Consider the following 14,688-nt stretch of genomic DNA (forward strand, 5'->3'; position numbering starts at 1 on the left):
GCTTGGGCGCCGACCGCGCCTCGATGTTTACCGTTTGAATACAGAGTGCGCGGATCAATGTTCGATAAAATTCTGATCGCGAACCGTGGCGAGATCGCCTGTCGCATCATCAAGACCGCCCGCCGCATGGGCATCAAGACCGTGGCGGTCTACTCGGATGCCGACCGCGATGCCGTGCACGTCGCTATGGCCGACGAGGCGGTGCATATCGGGCCCGCGCCGGCGGCACAGTCCTACCTGCTGATCGAGAAGATCATCGAAGCCTGCAAGCAGACCGGCGCCCAAGCCGTGCATCCGGGTTACGGCTTCCTGTCCGAGCGCGAATCCTTCCCGCGCGCTCTGGAGGCGGCCGGCATCGTCTTCATCGGTCCGAACCCAGGCGCGATCGCCGCGATGGGTGACAAGATCGAGTCGAAGAAGGCGGCGTCCGCCGCCAACGTCTCCACCGTTCCGGGCTTCCTCGGGGTGATCGAGAGCCCCGAGCACGCGGTGACGATCGCGGACGAAATCGGCTATCCGGTCATGATCAAGGCGTCGGCGGGCGGCGGCGGCAAGGGCATGCGCATCGCCCATTCCTCGTCGGAGGTCGCCGAGGGCTTCGCCCGTGCCAAATCGGAAGCTGCTTCGTCCTTCGGCGACGATCGCGTCTTCGTGGAAAAATTCATCACCGATCCGCGCCACATCGAGATCCAGGTGATCGGCGATAAGCACGGGAACGTGATTTACCTCGGCGAGCGCGAGTGCTCGATCCAGCGCCGTAACCAGAAGGTTATCGAGGAGGCGCCGTCGCCGCTTCTCGACGAGGCCACGCGCCGGAAGATGGGCGAGCAGGCCGTCGCCCTCGCCAAGGCGGTGAGCTACGATTCCGCCGGCACGGTCGAGTTCGTCGCCGGACAGGATAAATCGTTCTACTTCCTTGAGATGAACACCCGCCTGCAGGTGGAGCATCCCGTCACCGAGATGATCACCGGGCTCGACCTCGTCGAGATGATGATCCGGGTCGCGGCCGGTGAAACGCTTCCGCTCGCGCAAGCCGATGTGAAGCTGAATGGCTGGGCCGTCGAGAGCCGCGTCTATGCCGAGGACCCGACCCGCAACTTCCTGCCCTCGATCGGCCGTCTCACCACCTACCGGCCGCCGGCCGAGGGCGAGTTCGGCGGCGCCATCGTCCGCAACGACACCGGCGTAGAGGAGGGCGGCGAGATCGCGATCCACTACGATCCAATGATCGCCAAGCTGGTGACCTGGGCGCCGACACGGGCCGAGGCCATCGAATCGCAGGGCGAAGCCCTCGACGCCTTCGCCATCGAGGGCATCCGCCACAACATTCCGTTCCTGGCGGCCCTGATGGCCCATCCGCGCTGGCGTTCGGGCAACATCTCCACCGGCTTCATCGCCGAGGAGTTTCCCGAGGGCTTCGTCGCCCCCGATCCGAAGGGCGCCGTCGCCCAGCGCATGGCGGCGGCCGCGGCGGCCATCGACCACAAGATGAACCAGCGCAAGCGCGGGATCTCCGGCCAGATGCGCGATCCCGCCCTGCTGCATTTCGAGCGCGACCGCATCGTCGTGCTGGCCGGCGAATCCTACCCGGTCACCGTCGACGCCGTCGGCGGTACGCTGCTGGTGACGGGCGAGGACGGCAACACCTGGACGGTGTCCAGCGAGTGGCGTCCCGGCGAGCCGGTCTGGCAGGGCGAGATCGCCGGCACCCGTGTCGCCATGCAGGTGCGTGGCCTCCTCAACGGCGTCGCTCTGCAGCATGCGGGCGCGGCGGCCGAGGCGCGCGTCTACACCCGGCGTGAAGCGGCGCTGGCAGCCCTGATGCCGATCAAGGAGGATGCAGGCTCCGGCAAGCAGGTGCTCTGCCCGATGCCCGGTCTGGTGAAGGCGATCCTGGTGAAGGAAGGCCAGGAGGTGAAGAACGGCGAGCCGCTGGCCATCGTCGAAGCGATGAAGATGGAGAATGTCCTGCGTGCCGAGCGCGACGCAACCGTCTCCAAGATCTCCGCGAAGGAAGGTGACAGCCTTGCCGTCGACGCGGTGATCCTCGAATTCGCCTGAGGTATCGCTGAGCCGCACCGTGCACCCTCCTCCATTCGGGGAGGGCGCACGGTCGGGACGGACGCCAGGAACGGTCGATGCCCCTGTACTTCGCCTATGGCGCGAACATGGATGCCGCCGCGATGGCGGCGCGCTGCCCACGCTCGACGCTGATCGGGCAGGGACGGCTCAACCGGCACCGCTTCATCATCATGCGCGAGGGTTACGCCTCGGTGGTGCGTGACCCGCGCGCGACTGTGTTCGGAATCCTATGGGACCTGTCCCTCGGAGACGTACCGGCCCTGGACCGCTACGAGGGCGTCGCGGCCGGCCTCTACATCAAGGCGATGCAGCCGGTCTCGCTGCAGGGCGGCGCGAAGCGGGCACTGATCTATCTCGGCGGCAGCAGCGCTACGGGCGCGCCCCGTCCGGGCTACCTGGAGGCGGTGATCGCGGCTGCATCGGCGGCACAACTACCGCCAGCCTACTGCGCCGAGTTGAAGACTTGGCAGCGTGGCCGCGCAGGGTAGGGCGCCGGCGCGGAATGTTTCGCAGGGCCGCGTCGGTCTTGGATCGCGCCATCGCTCTCCGTGATCGTAGTTTGGCCTTCCCCTTGCGTCGAGCGTCCTCAAAACTCCTTGAGGAAATCTGCCGATGGACTTCGTAAAACCTGCCGACATGGCCGCCGCGATGAGTGACGCCGGCGTCGTACGCGCGGATCTGTCGATCCGGGACATGCTGGTGCGCGGCATGATGGCCGGCGCGCTGCTCGGGATCGCCACCAGCCTCGCGCTCACCGGTGCCGTTCAAAGCGGCGTTCCTTTCGTGGGCGCCATCGTGTTCCCCGTCGGTTTCGTGATGATCGTTTGCTTGGGCCTCGAACTCTGCACAGGGAATTTCGGCATCCTGGCGCTGTCCTTCATGGAGGGACGGATCGGCTTTCGGCCGATGATGCGCAACTTCGCCTGGGGCTTCGTCGGCAATCTCGTCGGCAGCGTTCTCTACGCCGTGCTTCTGGTCATCGCCCTCACCAATGCCTGGCACACGCCGCCGGCCGGTGTGGCGCAGAAGATCATCGACATCACCCTGTCGAAGACGGTCGCCTACGAGCCCCTCGGCAGCGCCGGCATGCTGACCTGCTTCGTGAAGGCCATGCTGTGCAACTGGATGGTCTGCCTCGGCGTCACCATGTCGATGATGTCGACCTCGACCTTCGGCAAGATCCTGGGTGCCTGGCTGCCGATCTTTCTCTTCTTCGCGCAGGGCTTCGAACACGCCGTCGTCAACATGTTCATGATTCCGGCGGGCATGATGCTCGGGGCACACGTCTCGTTCGAGCAATGGTGGGTGTGGAATCAGATTCCCGTTACGCTCGGCAACTTCGTCGGTGGCGTGCTCTTCATCTCAGTGGCGTGGTATCTCACTTTCCGCAGCGGAACGGCTCAGCCGGCCCCGCTCGCGAGGCCGCGCGCGGGCGGGATCGTTGCGCGCTGAGAGTCGGAGCAGCTGATGGAGACCTCCGAGATCCGAACCGTTGACGTGATCATCCGCGGACGGGTCCAGGGGGTCGGCTACCGGATGTGGACGCGGCGCGAAGCCGGGCGTCTCGGCTTGGCCGGTCATGTCCGCAACCGGCCGGACGGCTCGGTCGAGGCGCGCTTCTGTGGCCGACCCGACACCATCGACCGGATGCTGGAGGCCTGCCGGACTGGACCGCCGGGCTCACGCGTGAATGAGGTTGCGGTGACGGATCGCACCGATGCGGTGGTCGAGGTCGGTTTCGCGATTCGGTGACGTCCGAGGCCGGTCGGCGCGGGTACGGTCCGGCAGTGCTGGACAGGGCGGCGGAAACCGCGCTAGCGCCCGGGGACGAGGCGCCCCCGACCCGGTCGTCGAAGAGCGGACGCGATGCTGACCCCCGACTTCTCCTACCTCGACCTCGCGGCGCTCTGCTACTTCGTGGCCGCCTGGGCCGGATACGGCGTCGCGGTGGCGCGGATGCGCGGGCGCCGCACCAGTCTCAGCCAGATCATGAACGCACAGCGGGCGGAATGGACGCGCCAACTCATCGAGCGCGACAACCGCGTGGTCGACACCACCATCAACGCCTCGCTGCAGAACGGAACCGCCTTCTTTGCCTCCACGTCGCTGATTGCCCTCGGGGGTGTGCTCACCCTGTCGCGCTCGGGCGACGACGTGCTCACGCTGTTCGCGGCTCTGCCGTTCGGGGCCATCGCCTCGCGGGTGACCTGGGAGATCAAGGTCGCGGGGCTGGCGGTGGTGTTCGTCTATGCCTTCTTCAAGTTTTCCTGGGCCTACCGGCTGTTCAACTACGGCGCGATCCTGCTCGGCGCGGTCCCGCCGAAAGGGTCGAGCGCGACAGCGGAGCAGATGCAGCGTGCGGCGCGCAAGGCCGCCGCCATGAATATCGCTGCGGGCAGTCACTTCGCTCGCGGCCAGCGGGCTTTCTTCTTCGCCTTGGCTTATCTCGGCTGGTTCATCAGCCCATGGCTGCTCGTTCTCACCACCACGGCCGTCGTCCTGGTGATGTGGCGCCGGCAATTCGCTTCGCGAATTCGCGCCGCCCTGCTAGCGGAAGACGACGGGACAGGGCAGGGGTGGCAGCCATGACGATACCGAAGAAGCCGACGCGCCAGCGCACATCCTCACCCAAGAAGCCGGCGGCCGAGCCGGCTGCCAAAACCGCCGTGAAACCGGCGGTCAAACCGACGCCCAAGGTTTCGGGCCGTCCCGAGCGGAAGGGGCCGTCCGAGGACCTCATCGCGGAGACGATCCTGCGCCTCGTGGCGGCCCGCGATGTCGGCAAGACGGTCTGCCCATCGGAAGTGGCGCGGGAACTCGGCGGCTCGCAACCCGAGGCGTGGAGCCCGCTGATGCAGCCGATCCGCCGCATCGCGGTGCGCATGACCAAGGCCGGACAGGTCGCGATCCTGCGCAAGGGCAAGGCCGTCGAGGACCCCGATGATTTCCGCGGCGTCTACCGGCTCGGCTCGGTCGCGGACGGCGCCTGAGGCGCCGGCAACCACGCGTCGGTGTAGCCGGCGAGCCGATAGGCCGTGAGGCCGATCCACTCCTTGGTCACCAGATCGAGGAGGGCCAGTCCTTCCGACGCGAACCCGTTGATGCGCCAGATGTCGTCCCAGCCGCCGGTGCGGTAATCGACCGGATAAGCGGTGACGTCGAAGCCGGCCTGCCGGAAGCAGCCGACGGCACGAGGCATGTGCCAGGCCGACGTGACGAGGAGCCAGCGCTCGTCGGGCTTCGGCTTGACCATGTCGGCGGTGAACAGGGCGTTCTCCCACGTGTTGCGCGATCGATCCTCCAGGATCAGTCGCGTCCGCGGCAGGCCCGTGGAATCGGCGTACCGGCTGACGGTCTCCGCCTCGGACGGTTTTCTATTCACCAAGCTGCCGCTGCCCCCGGTGAAGACGAGCCGGGTCGTCGGATAGCGCCGGGCCAGATCCGCCATCGCGATCTGGCGCTCGGCAGCATCGTTCAGGACGAGCTGACCACGCTCGCCCGAGAGCCGCGTTTCGATTGCACCGCCCAGCACGATGATCCCCGCGACCGGTCTGCCATCGTCGACGAAAGCCGGAAAGCGCTCCTCCAGGGGTAGGGCGACAGTGACGGCGAGAGGAGAGAGCCCCGCGATGAGGAGAAATAGGCCGGCGACGGCCGCCAATCCGAAACCGAATTGCCGCGATCCGGATACGCCGAAACCGAGCCCGACGAGCATCAGGAGCACGAGCGCATTCGAGGGTGTCACCACGAAAAACAACAGCTTCGAAAGCGGAAAGAACATGAGGCGCAGCCGGACCACACAAGAAGGATGCGCTTGATAGCGCAGGGGTCGACGGCCTGTCCGCCGTCACGGTTTCGGATGGCCGCTTTCTCCGACGGGCGATACAGACCCGCGACACTGGCGGCAGATTGCGTCGATCAGGGCGCCGACAAATCTGTCCGGGAGGCGACCTAAGTGGACAGCACCAATTGCGCTCGGTGCTCGAACAGCCTAGGTTAATCATATGGAGTGGGATAAATTCCCACGGGTGTTATTGTCTATGCCGCGCTTCTTTATTGATCTTCATGACGGAGCCAATTTCGTCAAGGACAATGTTGGCTTCGAATTAGCTGATGAGAGCGCAGTGCGCAGCAAGCTTGTACGCATCATGGCCAAGATCGCGCAAGAGTTCGGCACCGAGACCGAGCGCCAGGACTATCTGGCGATCGTAAGGGGGGAGGGGGCGCAGGTTCTCTACCGCGCCCACTTGTCCCTCGACATCCAGCAAGTCGACGGTTCCGTCGAGGTTACTTCAACCGATTCTTGAGCTTCCCGTTTAGACAACAAGTTAACCGAATGTCTGCGGAGTGAGGCCGTGCGCCGACCCTCGGGGCGCCGCTTGACTGCACCGGAGGGCCGAGCCCGCTCAGGCTGTCGGACGCCGACGGCGCCGGTCACAGCCTGAGTCCGATGCCGCCGCGTCGGTCCCGACCGCTCTAGCGGCCGTAGATGTCCTCGACGCGGATGATGTCGTCCTCGCCCGTATAGGAGCCGACCTGAACCTCGATGAGCTCCAGGGGGATCTTGCCGGGGTTGGTCAGACGGTGCATCGAGCCGATCGGCAGGTAGATCGCCTCGTTCTCGTGCACCAGGACCACGGACTCGTTCAAGGTCACCTCGGCGGTGCCCTTCACCACGACCCAGTGCTCGGCGCGGTGGAAATGCTTCTGCAGCGACAGCCGACCGCCCGGCGTGACCATGATCCGCTTGACCTGGAAACGCTCGCCGATGTCGATGCGCTGGTACCAGCCCCAGGGCCGGTACATCCGCCGATGGGCATCCGCCTCCGGGTGAGCCTTGTCGCGCAGGCGGGTGACGAGGTCTTTCACCTGTCCGGAGCGCGCCTTCGAGGTCACCAGGACGGCGTCCGGCGTGGTGACCACGACGACGTCGTCAAGGCCGACGACCGTGGTCAGGTGCTCGCCCTCGCTGTGGATCAGGCTGCCATGGGTGTCGATGGTCTCGACCCGTCCGCGCACCGCATTGCCGTCGGAATCATGCGCGAGCACGTCCCAGACCGCATCCCAGGTGCCGACATCCGACCAGGGGAAGGACACCGGCCGGACACCGGCCCGGCCCGTACGCTCCATCACGGCGTAGTCGATCGAGGTCTTGGGCGCCCGGCCGAAGGCCGCCGCATCGAGCCGGACGAAGTCGAGGTCGATCACGGCGGCCTCAAGGGCGGCCCGCGTGGCGGCCAGGATCTCGGGCGCGTAGGTCTCGAGTTCGGCCAGCATCACGTCGGCCCGGAACAGGAAGTAGCCCGAATTCCACAACGCCCCCTCGTCGATGAGCCGGAGGGCGCCGTCGCGGTCCGGCTTTTCGACGAAGCGCTCAACCTTGTGGTTGCCCTCGCCCCCCGTAAGAGCCGCGCCGACGCGAATGTAGCCGTAACCGGTGGCGGGCGCGGTCGGGGTGATGCCGAGAGTCATGATGGCACCCGCGCGGGCACCGGCGGCGGCGGCCCTGGCCGCCTCCACGAAGGCGGCCGCGTCGCCGATCACGTGGTCGGCGGCCATGATGAGCACGATCGCCTCCGGATCGCGCCGGGCGGCATGCAGGGTCGCGACCGCGACGGCAGCGGCCGAATCCCGGCGCTCCGGTTCGAGGATGATGTCCGCCGCGATGCCCACATGCTGCAACTGCTCTGCGACGATGAAGCGGGCATCGCTGCTGGTGAGGATGGCGGGTCGCGAGAAGACCGAGCCGTCACCGAGGCGCAGGGCGGTATCCTGGAACGTCGACGAATCCGGATTGACCAGCGGCGTGAACTGCTTGGGCATGCTCTCGCGCGAGGCGGGCCAGAGCCGCGTACCGGAGCCGCCACAGAGAATCACCGGATGGATCAACGCGTTGGCGTGCTGCGACATTTGACCATTCATCCCGAAAAAATCTGCCTATCGTGGATCGAAGAAATCCGCGCAGACCGCACTGCAACAATAATGTGCTCTACCAGTTCAAAGACCAGTTCGCCACCACGGGCACCAGCGCAAAACCATCGATCACGCTTAATGATCGATGCAGCGTTTGGGGGTCGACTTCCCGAAAACACAATCGTCGCCGGGGAAGCTTCCAGGGCCGGCGTCCACTGGTCCGGCACCAACGTCAGCGCCGTGGCTTCACCGCCTTGCGGACGCCCGTTTGCGGGCGTCCGATCGGCAGGCGTGGCGTTTGCGCGGCAAGGGCCGTCCGGGCAATCTCCTGCGGCCGAGGGGCCCCGCTGGCGATCCGCTTCAGCGCTTCGGCCATTTCCTCGATCATCTGAGCCGATTCGCCCTCCAGGGTCTCCTCGGCCTTGATGCCGTTCAGTTCGGGCGCGATCTCCTCGGCGGCCTCGCGAAGTTCCGCGACGAGTTCCGCCGGCGACCAGCGGGGATAGGACGTCTGTGACATTCCCTGATCATGCCAGGGTGTCGGAGACTCGACAACGGCGGTGGAACGCCAGAGCAAGGAAAACGCGGACGCTCGGCTCTCCGAGAGGGCGGATTGTCATGCATGGAAATGGTGGGTCCGGAAGCGCGTCGAACCGTCTCGATGGAGCGATCGATCGGCCGATGCCAAGAGGGGGCTGGCCGAGTTGTCGGGCGTTCCGCGTCGGCTTCTGTTCCCGTCCACCGGGCTGACAGTGACGGGGTTCGGTCGGCGCCGATCGCGCGAGGATACTCTTGTCGGGCCAGCAGTGTCGGGAGGCAGCATGCTGTTCGCGGATGGATCGAAGCGGCACCTCCCTAGCCGGCTCGACCCCCTGTCCGTCATCCGTCATCGATGATCGGTTCCTGACGGCGCGTGCCGGCGAAGCACGCCCGATCCGAGTGACCGCCTCCGAGCGATCTGCCGCGTCGGATGAAGACCTTGCTTGCGCCGCAACCGCGTCCCGGGCTTTCGTCATAGTTGACAACGCGGGACGGATTGGTCGCTTTACCGACCCATGGACGAAACGCGACGCCCATCGCCCGAGAAGCTGCGGGTTTCGATCACGTACTGCACGCAGTGCCAATGGTTGCTGCGTGCGGGATGGATGGCGCAGGAACTGCTCTCGACCTTTCGCGACGATCTCGGCGAAGTCGCGCTGATTCCAGGCAGCGGCGGCACGTTCGTCATCCTGTGCGGAACGGAAATGATTTGGGACCGGACCCGCGATGGCGGCTTCCCGGAGATCAAGGTTCTCAAGCAGCGTGTGCGGGATTGTCTCGCCCCGGGTCGGGATCTTGGCCACATCGATCGCCGGAAAGACGATCGCCCGCCTGCGGATCCCGCATGAGCGATCGTACCCCGAAGGATCCGGTGACAGGGCGCGGTTCGGCGACGGGTGATCCGGGGGGACGTCCCAGGTGGTGGCCCCGCTCCGTGGCCGAAGTGATCGACCGGGTCCGTCACCGCGGGTTCTCGACACAGGTCTACCTGGTCGCCTTGGTGGTGGCGCTGATCGGGCCGGGCCTTCTCTTCACCGCGATTCTCCTCGTCCGCTATGCCGGCACCGAGCGGGCACGCTTCGAGCAGGATGCCCGTGAGAAGGTGCGGGGTATCGCCCTCTCGGTCGACCGCGACACCGCCGGCCTCGTCTCCGTGCTGCAGACCCTGGCGACCTCGCCGCGGCTCAAGGACGGCGAGTTCGACAGCTTCGACGCCCAGGCCCGGCTCGTGCGCGATACGGTCGGCCTGGAGATCCTCCTGCGGCGCCCGGACGGACAGCAGGTCGTCAACACGGCGGTCCGGCGCGGCGCGCCCCTGCCGCGCACTGGGCTTCCCTTCGATCGCGAGGTCGCCTCCGGCGCCCAGCGGGCGATCGTCTCAGGGTTCATCAAGGGCATGAAAGCGGACGACGCGACCTATGCGGTCGCGGTGCCGGTGCTCAATGCGGGCAATGTCAGCCACATCCTCAGCTTCTCGGTCCCGGTTGGGCGATTGGACAGCCTCGTCGCCCGGGAGACCGTCGACGGCTGGACCACCGGGTTGTCGGACCGCGACGGCATCATCCTGGCTCGCGTCCCCGACCGCGACACCCTCGTCGGATCGATGCGCCTGGGCAGCCTGCGCCAAAACGAGACGGCGACGCAGGGAGTCTGGGACGGCAAGGATCATGGCAGGAAGCCGGTCACGGTCGTGGAGGCGCGCTCGCGCCTGACCGGATGGACGGCGGCGGCGATCATTCCGCAGGCCCTGGTGGAGGCGCGCCTGCGCAACTGGATCTGGGCCTTCTGTGGATTCGGCCTGATCGTCCTGGCAACCTCGTCGATGCTCGCGGTTCACCTGTGGTCACGGGTATCCCGGCCCCTGCGCCGGCTTGCCGCCACGGGACCGGCCTTGGCGCGCGGCGAGGTCATCCCGCGCATCACCTCGCCGATCCACGAAATCCGGCGTCTCGGTGATGTCCTCGCCGAAGCCTCCCAGCGTCTGCGCCTGCGCAGCGACGAGCGCGACCGGGCGCTCGCCGAGACGGAGCGGGGTCTGAGCGCCCTGCGCGAGAGCGAGGCGCGGTTCCGACATATGGCGGATTCGGCGCCGGCCCTGATCTGGATGACCGACGAGGCGGCCCAGATCAGCTTCGCCAACATGCACTTCGACCACATGTTCGGCGGCCAGACGGCGGCCGAACTCAGCGGGGAGAACTGGCAGCGCATCATCTTCGCGGACGATTTCGAGGCCTTCACCCGACGGTTCAACGACGCCTTCGCGGCACGGGTGCCGTTCCAGGCCGACGTGCGGGTGATCGACCGGGACGGGGTGGTGCGCTGGCTCCGCTGCGAGGGCGTGCCGCGCACGGACGATACCGGCAACTTCCTCGGCTATACCGGCTGCAACGTCGACATCACCGATGCTAAGCGCGCCGCCGAGCACCAGCAACTCCTCATTCATGAGCTGAACCATCGGGTGAAGAACACCCTGGCCACCGTGCAATCGATCGCCGGCCAATCCCTGCGCAGACTGGACGGGCCGGAAGCCACCGCCGCCCGCGCGGCCTTCGAGGCGCGGCTCCTGGCGCTGGCCCGGGTCCACAATGTCCTGACCCGCGAGAATTGGGACGGGGCCGAGCTGGGAACGGTCGTCTCCGATGCCATCGCGCCCCTGGACAGCGGGGAAGGACAACGATCGCGCTTCATCGCCTCCGGTCCGACTCTCCGCCTGCCGCCGCGCCTCGCTTTATCGATCGCGATGGCGCTGCATGAACTCGGGACCAATGCGGTCAAGTACGGGGCGCTGTCGCAGGAAGGCGGCACCGTCACCATCGCGTGGTCGGTCGAGCGCCTGACCGAAACCCGCCTGACCCTGAAATGGACCGAGGACGGCGGTCCGCCCGTCGTGCCGCCGAGCCGGACCGGTTTCGGATCGCGGCTGATCGAACGCAGCTTGGCGCGCGAACTCGATGGCACGGTCCAACTCGCGTTCGCCCCGACCGGCGTCGTGTGCACGATCGAAGCTCCCGTTCCGCCGCCGACCCTTCTGGAGCGGAAGGTCGATCTGATCGGTCCCCGCGAGGTCCCGCTGTCCCGCTCGGCCTGACCGGGAACGGGAGACCGTGCCCGACGCCGGCCTGCGTTACCCGAACGTCATCGGGTCCGGCCCCATCCGGCCGTCGGGGCGGTCGAGAGTCTCGATGGCCGTCAGCTCGTCCGTCTCCAGGGTGAAGCCGAAGACGTCGAGATTCTCCGGAATGCGGGAGAGCGTTGCGGTCTTCGGGATCGCCACGAGACCCTGCTGGATCTGCCAGCGCAGCACGACCTGCGCCGGCGTCCGGCCGTGCCGCTCCGCGATCCCCATCAGGATCGGATCGGACAGAGCCTGCCCGCGGCCGAGGGGGCTCCAGGATTCCGTGACGATCCCGTATCGCGCATGGACGGCGCGCAGCGTCTTCTGTTGAAAGCGCGGGTGCAGTTCGATCTGATTGACGGCCGGGACCACGCCCGTCTCCGTGATGATGCGATCGAGGTGATCGGGCTCGAAATTCGAGACGCCGATCGATTTCGCCCGACCCTCCGCCTGGAGACGCACGAAGGCCTTCCAGGTCTCCAGGAAGAGGCCCCGATCGGGACACGGCCAATGGATCAGGTAGAGATCGACATCATCGAGGCCGAGCTGGACCAGGCTTTCGTCGAAGGCCCGCAAGGTCGCCTCGTAGCCCTGGCGGTCGTTCCAGAGCTTTGTGGTGACGAAGAGATCGCTGCGTGACACCACGCTCGCCCGAACGGCCTGTCCCACACCAGCCTCGTTCTCGTAGATGGCCGCCGTATCGATCGAGCGGAAGCCGGCGCGGATCGCTGCGCCGACAATCTCCGGCGCCCGGTCGTCCGGCAGCTGATAGACCCCGAAGCCGAGCTGCGGGATCGTGCGTCCGTCGCAGAGGTTGATTGCCGGGATATCAGTCGCGTCAGCCATCAGGTCGATCTCCTAGGCGTGGGGTTGCCGCCATCGGCGACCTCGGAATGTGAGCCCGCCAGGGATCGACGGGTGAGGTGCGGCAGACGGTCCGGCAGGCGTCGTCGCTACCAAATCGAGGCCATCGCCACGGCCAAAGCGAGTTGGTTGAAGATCGAAACCGATCAAAAGTTATGAATCGCAGAAGTACGTCGTCAGGCCGATCATCTATCTGAAATTGTATTCTATCAATTCACACGAAACAGATGAATTATGAGGGGAGTCCTATCCGTTTGGCTCACAACTAAGATGAAAACTTTTTTGCTTTAACGAAACAGGAAATTTTCTGCCGTTAGAACATGCCAGTGTATCGTGCGATGGCTGATGTCGGGTTTCCTTTCCAGGGTTTGTTGTTGGTGAGAACGAGAGCCAAAGGCATCCGCCGCAGTTTTGCACGGATGAACCGGCATTTGTGTCTTCCAGCAAGTGCTCGCTCTAGAGCTAAGATTCGCCGGTCACGGTCGCAGATTTCGTCGCTTGCAAGACGCGCTCCGCGCTCGTTGCGCAGATCTTTGACACTTCGATCTCAATTCGAAACCGCAATCATTGAATAAATCGAAAGCGGCGACCTTATCGATCTTTTTGCGTTGCAACGATATCCGGATTGACAAGTCCGTGATCAACCCCCGGTTCTTCCACGGTGCTATTGCGCATAACGATAACTTAAGGGGGTTCGGCTAAACCCTGTCGTTACGCTCAACAGGACTCATCCCGATGCTCGGACTCCCCTTCGCTCGTTCCACTCCGAAGCAGCCCTCGACTGATGTTCAGTCGGACACCGGACGTGGCACTGAGGAGGTCCGTCTCGTCCGCGCCGTCGAGGCCCTGATGGCGAGCCAGACCCTTGCGGCGGTCGACCTTCCGGAGGGCGCCCTGCGCGCAGCGATCGAGCGTCTGCACGCCGAGCGCGAGAGCGACCTGCTGCGCAGCCTCGCCAACACCGCCGCCGTCGCCCGCGAAGCCTCCGAGGCGGCCACCAACACCGGCTGGATGACCTACGATGTCGGTGAGGTGGCGAGCGCCACCCAAACCATCGCGGGCGCGACCGAGGAAATGGCGGCCTCCGTCGCCGAAGTTGCCCAGACCTCCGAGACCGTCGTCATGGTGGCGCAGGGCGCCCTGGCGGAGACGCAGGCCTGTATCCTGGACGCGCAGAAGGCGCGGACTGCGATGCATGAGATCGACACCCGGACCGCGCAGATTTCCGATCGGGTCGTGGTCCTCGAGCGTGCCATCGCGCAGATCGAAGTGATGGCCACCACCATCGCGGCGATTTCCGCCCAGACCAACCTGCTGGCCCTGAACGCCACCATCGAGGCGGCCCGTGCCGGTGAGGCCGGCCGCGGCTTCTCCGTCGTCGCCGCCGAGGTGAAGTCGCTTTCGGCCCAGACGGCCAAGTCGACCGGCGAGATCCGCGGTCTTCTCAGCACCCTGACCAGCGAAATGGGCGCGATTTCGGAGGCGGTCGGCGAGAGCCGCAGCGCCGTCACCACCGGACGCACCATCGTCGACCATCTCGAGCACCGGATTGTCGAGACGAATACCCGCATCGCTCAGGCGAGCGACCTGAACCAGGCGATCTCGCAGATGCTCAGCCAGCAGCGCGCGGCCACGTCCGAGATCTCCACGAGCGTCCAGAACATCGCCGCCAAGGCGGCCAAGACCCACGAGGAGATCGAGAAGATCACCACCCGCCTCGTCCGTGCCGAAGCGACCGGCCAGGCGGCCCTGAGCGCCAACGCCCGCGACGTGCCGGTCTACGGGCTCGTGCGGCTGCCCGCGGATGTGGGCGCCTGGAAGCGCAAGCTCGCGCGCGTCCTCGTCGGCATGGCGCAGCCGGAGCCGTCCCTGGCGAACCTGTCGGGGCAGCCGGGCCGCAGCCTGCGCACCGACCTTGCTGGAACGGCGCCTGCCGCCCATCCGGCCTTTGCCCGCTTCGCCGCGGCCGAGACCAAGGCCTGCGCCGAGGCCGCCAAGATGCTGGAAGCCATCAAAGTCAGCAACTGGGATATCGGCACGCCCGCCTATCAGGCAGCCGCAGACGCCATGAAGGATATGCTGTCGGCCGCCAAGGAGATCACGGGCTGATACGCTCAGTACGAAATGGCGCAGCCGTCGGCGCTCTTGTGCCGCCGGCGGGTTTCGGTTTCCCT

At 66.1% G+C, this 14,688-nt stretch carries 14 protein-coding genes; 10 read left to right on the forward strand and 4 right to left on the reverse strand.

Going from position 1 to position 14,688, the window contains the following annotated elements:
• Positions 1–57 precede the first annotated feature (57 nt).
• From J7U37_RS04455 to J7U37_RS04480, 6 genes are all read left to right on the forward strand, one after another.
• Positions 58–2,061, forward strand: a complete 2,004-nt coding sequence (locus tag J7U37_RS04455; protein WP_247634936.1) for an acetyl/propionyl/methylcrotonyl-CoA carboxylase subunit alpha — start codon at positions 58–60, stop codon at positions 2,059–2,061.
• Between the two features lie 77 nt (positions 2,062–2,138).
• Positions 2,139–2,570: a gamma-glutamylcyclotransferase gene (locus J7U37_RS04460; RefSeq protein ID WP_247634937.1), complete on the forward strand. Its 432-nt coding sequence runs from the start codon at positions 2,139–2,141 to the stop codon at positions 2,568–2,570.
• 124 nt (positions 2,571–2,694) lie between these two features.
• On the forward strand, positions 2,695–3,534 hold the full coding sequence (locus J7U37_RS04465; protein ID WP_247634938.1) for a formate/nitrite transporter family protein: 840 nt from the start codon (positions 2,695–2,697) through the stop codon (positions 3,532–3,534).
• Positions 3,535–3,549: 15 nt separating this feature from the next.
• Positions 3,550–3,834: an acylphosphatase gene (locus J7U37_RS04470; RefSeq protein WP_247634939.1), complete on the forward strand. Its 285-nt coding sequence runs from the start codon at positions 3,550–3,552 to the stop codon at positions 3,832–3,834.
• A gap of 114 nt (positions 3,835–3,948) precedes the next feature.
• Positions 3,949–4,671, forward strand: a complete 723-nt coding sequence (locus tag J7U37_RS04475) for a DUF599 family protein (protein ID WP_247634940.1) — start codon at positions 3,949–3,951, stop codon at positions 4,669–4,671.
• 149 nt (positions 4,672–4,820) lie between these two features.
• A complete protein-coding gene (locus tag J7U37_RS04480; RefSeq protein WP_247634981.1) occupies positions 4,821–5,072 on the forward strand; it encodes a DUF3253 domain-containing protein in 252 nt (83 codons plus the stop codon).
• On the opposite strand, the gene J7U37_RS04485 is transcribed toward J7U37_RS04480, so the two are convergent.
• Positions 5,039–5,863 carry a YdcF family protein gene (locus J7U37_RS04485; RefSeq protein WP_247634941.1) on the reverse strand — a complete coding sequence of 275 codons (825 nt, stop codon included), beginning with the start codon at positions 5,861–5,863 and terminating at the stop codon, positions 5,039–5,041. The two genes, J7U37_RS04480 and J7U37_RS04485, sit on opposite strands and share 34 nt — an antisense overlap.
• Positions 5,864–6,122: 259 nt before the next feature.
• On the opposite strand from J7U37_RS04485, the gene J7U37_RS04490 reads away from it, so the two are divergent.
• Complete coding sequence (locus J7U37_RS04490) at positions 6,123–6,389, forward strand: hypothetical protein (protein WP_056480146.1); 267 nt, start codon at positions 6,123–6,125, stop codon at positions 6,387–6,389.
• Between the two features lie 169 nt (positions 6,390–6,558).
• On the opposite strand, the gene J7U37_RS04495 is transcribed toward J7U37_RS04490, so the two are convergent.
• Both J7U37_RS04495 and J7U37_RS04500 read right to left on the reverse strand, forming a co-directional pair.
• Complete coding sequence (locus J7U37_RS04495; protein WP_247634942.1) at positions 6,559–7,992, reverse strand: mannose-1-phosphate guanylyltransferase/mannose-6-phosphate isomerase; 1,434 nt, start codon at positions 7,990–7,992, stop codon at positions 6,559–6,561.
• Positions 7,993–8,227: 235 nt separating this feature from the next.
• Entirely contained in the window at positions 8,228–8,515 is a 288-nt protein-coding gene (locus J7U37_RS04500) for a hypothetical protein (RefSeq protein ID WP_247634943.1), read from the reverse strand.
• Positions 8,516–9,050: 535 nt separating this feature from the next.
• On the opposite strand from J7U37_RS04500, the gene J7U37_RS04505 reads away from it, so the two are divergent.
• Entirely contained in the window at positions 9,051–9,383 is a 333-nt protein-coding gene (locus J7U37_RS04505) for a SelT/SelW/SelH family protein (protein ID WP_247634944.1), read from the forward strand.
• Positions 9,384–9,478: 95 nt separating this feature from the next.
• Complete coding sequence (locus J7U37_RS04510; RefSeq protein ID WP_247634982.1) at positions 9,479–11,623, forward strand: HWE histidine kinase domain-containing protein; 2,145 nt, start codon at positions 9,479–9,481, stop codon at positions 11,621–11,623.
• 36 nt (positions 11,624–11,659) lie between these two features.
• Here the strand turns inward: J7U37_RS04510 and J7U37_RS04515 are convergent, their stop codons facing one another.
• Positions 11,660–12,496 (reverse strand): aldo/keto reductase, encoded by an 837-nt coding sequence (locus J7U37_RS04515; RefSeq protein ID WP_247634945.1) that lies wholly within the window; start codon positions 12,494–12,496, stop codon positions 11,660–11,662.
• A gap of 753 nt (positions 12,497–13,249) precedes the next feature.
• On the opposite strand from J7U37_RS04515, the gene J7U37_RS04520 reads away from it, so the two are divergent.
• A complete protein-coding gene (locus J7U37_RS04520) occupies positions 13,250–14,623 on the forward strand; it encodes a methyl-accepting chemotaxis protein (RefSeq protein ID WP_247634946.1) in 1,374 nt (457 codons plus the stop codon).
• Positions 14,624–14,688: the final 65 nt, after the last annotated feature.

It is taken from the genome of Methylobacterium sp. 37f (genome assembly GCF_023093475.1).
Classification (GTDB): Bacteria; Pseudomonadota; Alphaproteobacteria; order Rhizobiales; family Beijerinckiaceae; genus Methylobacterium.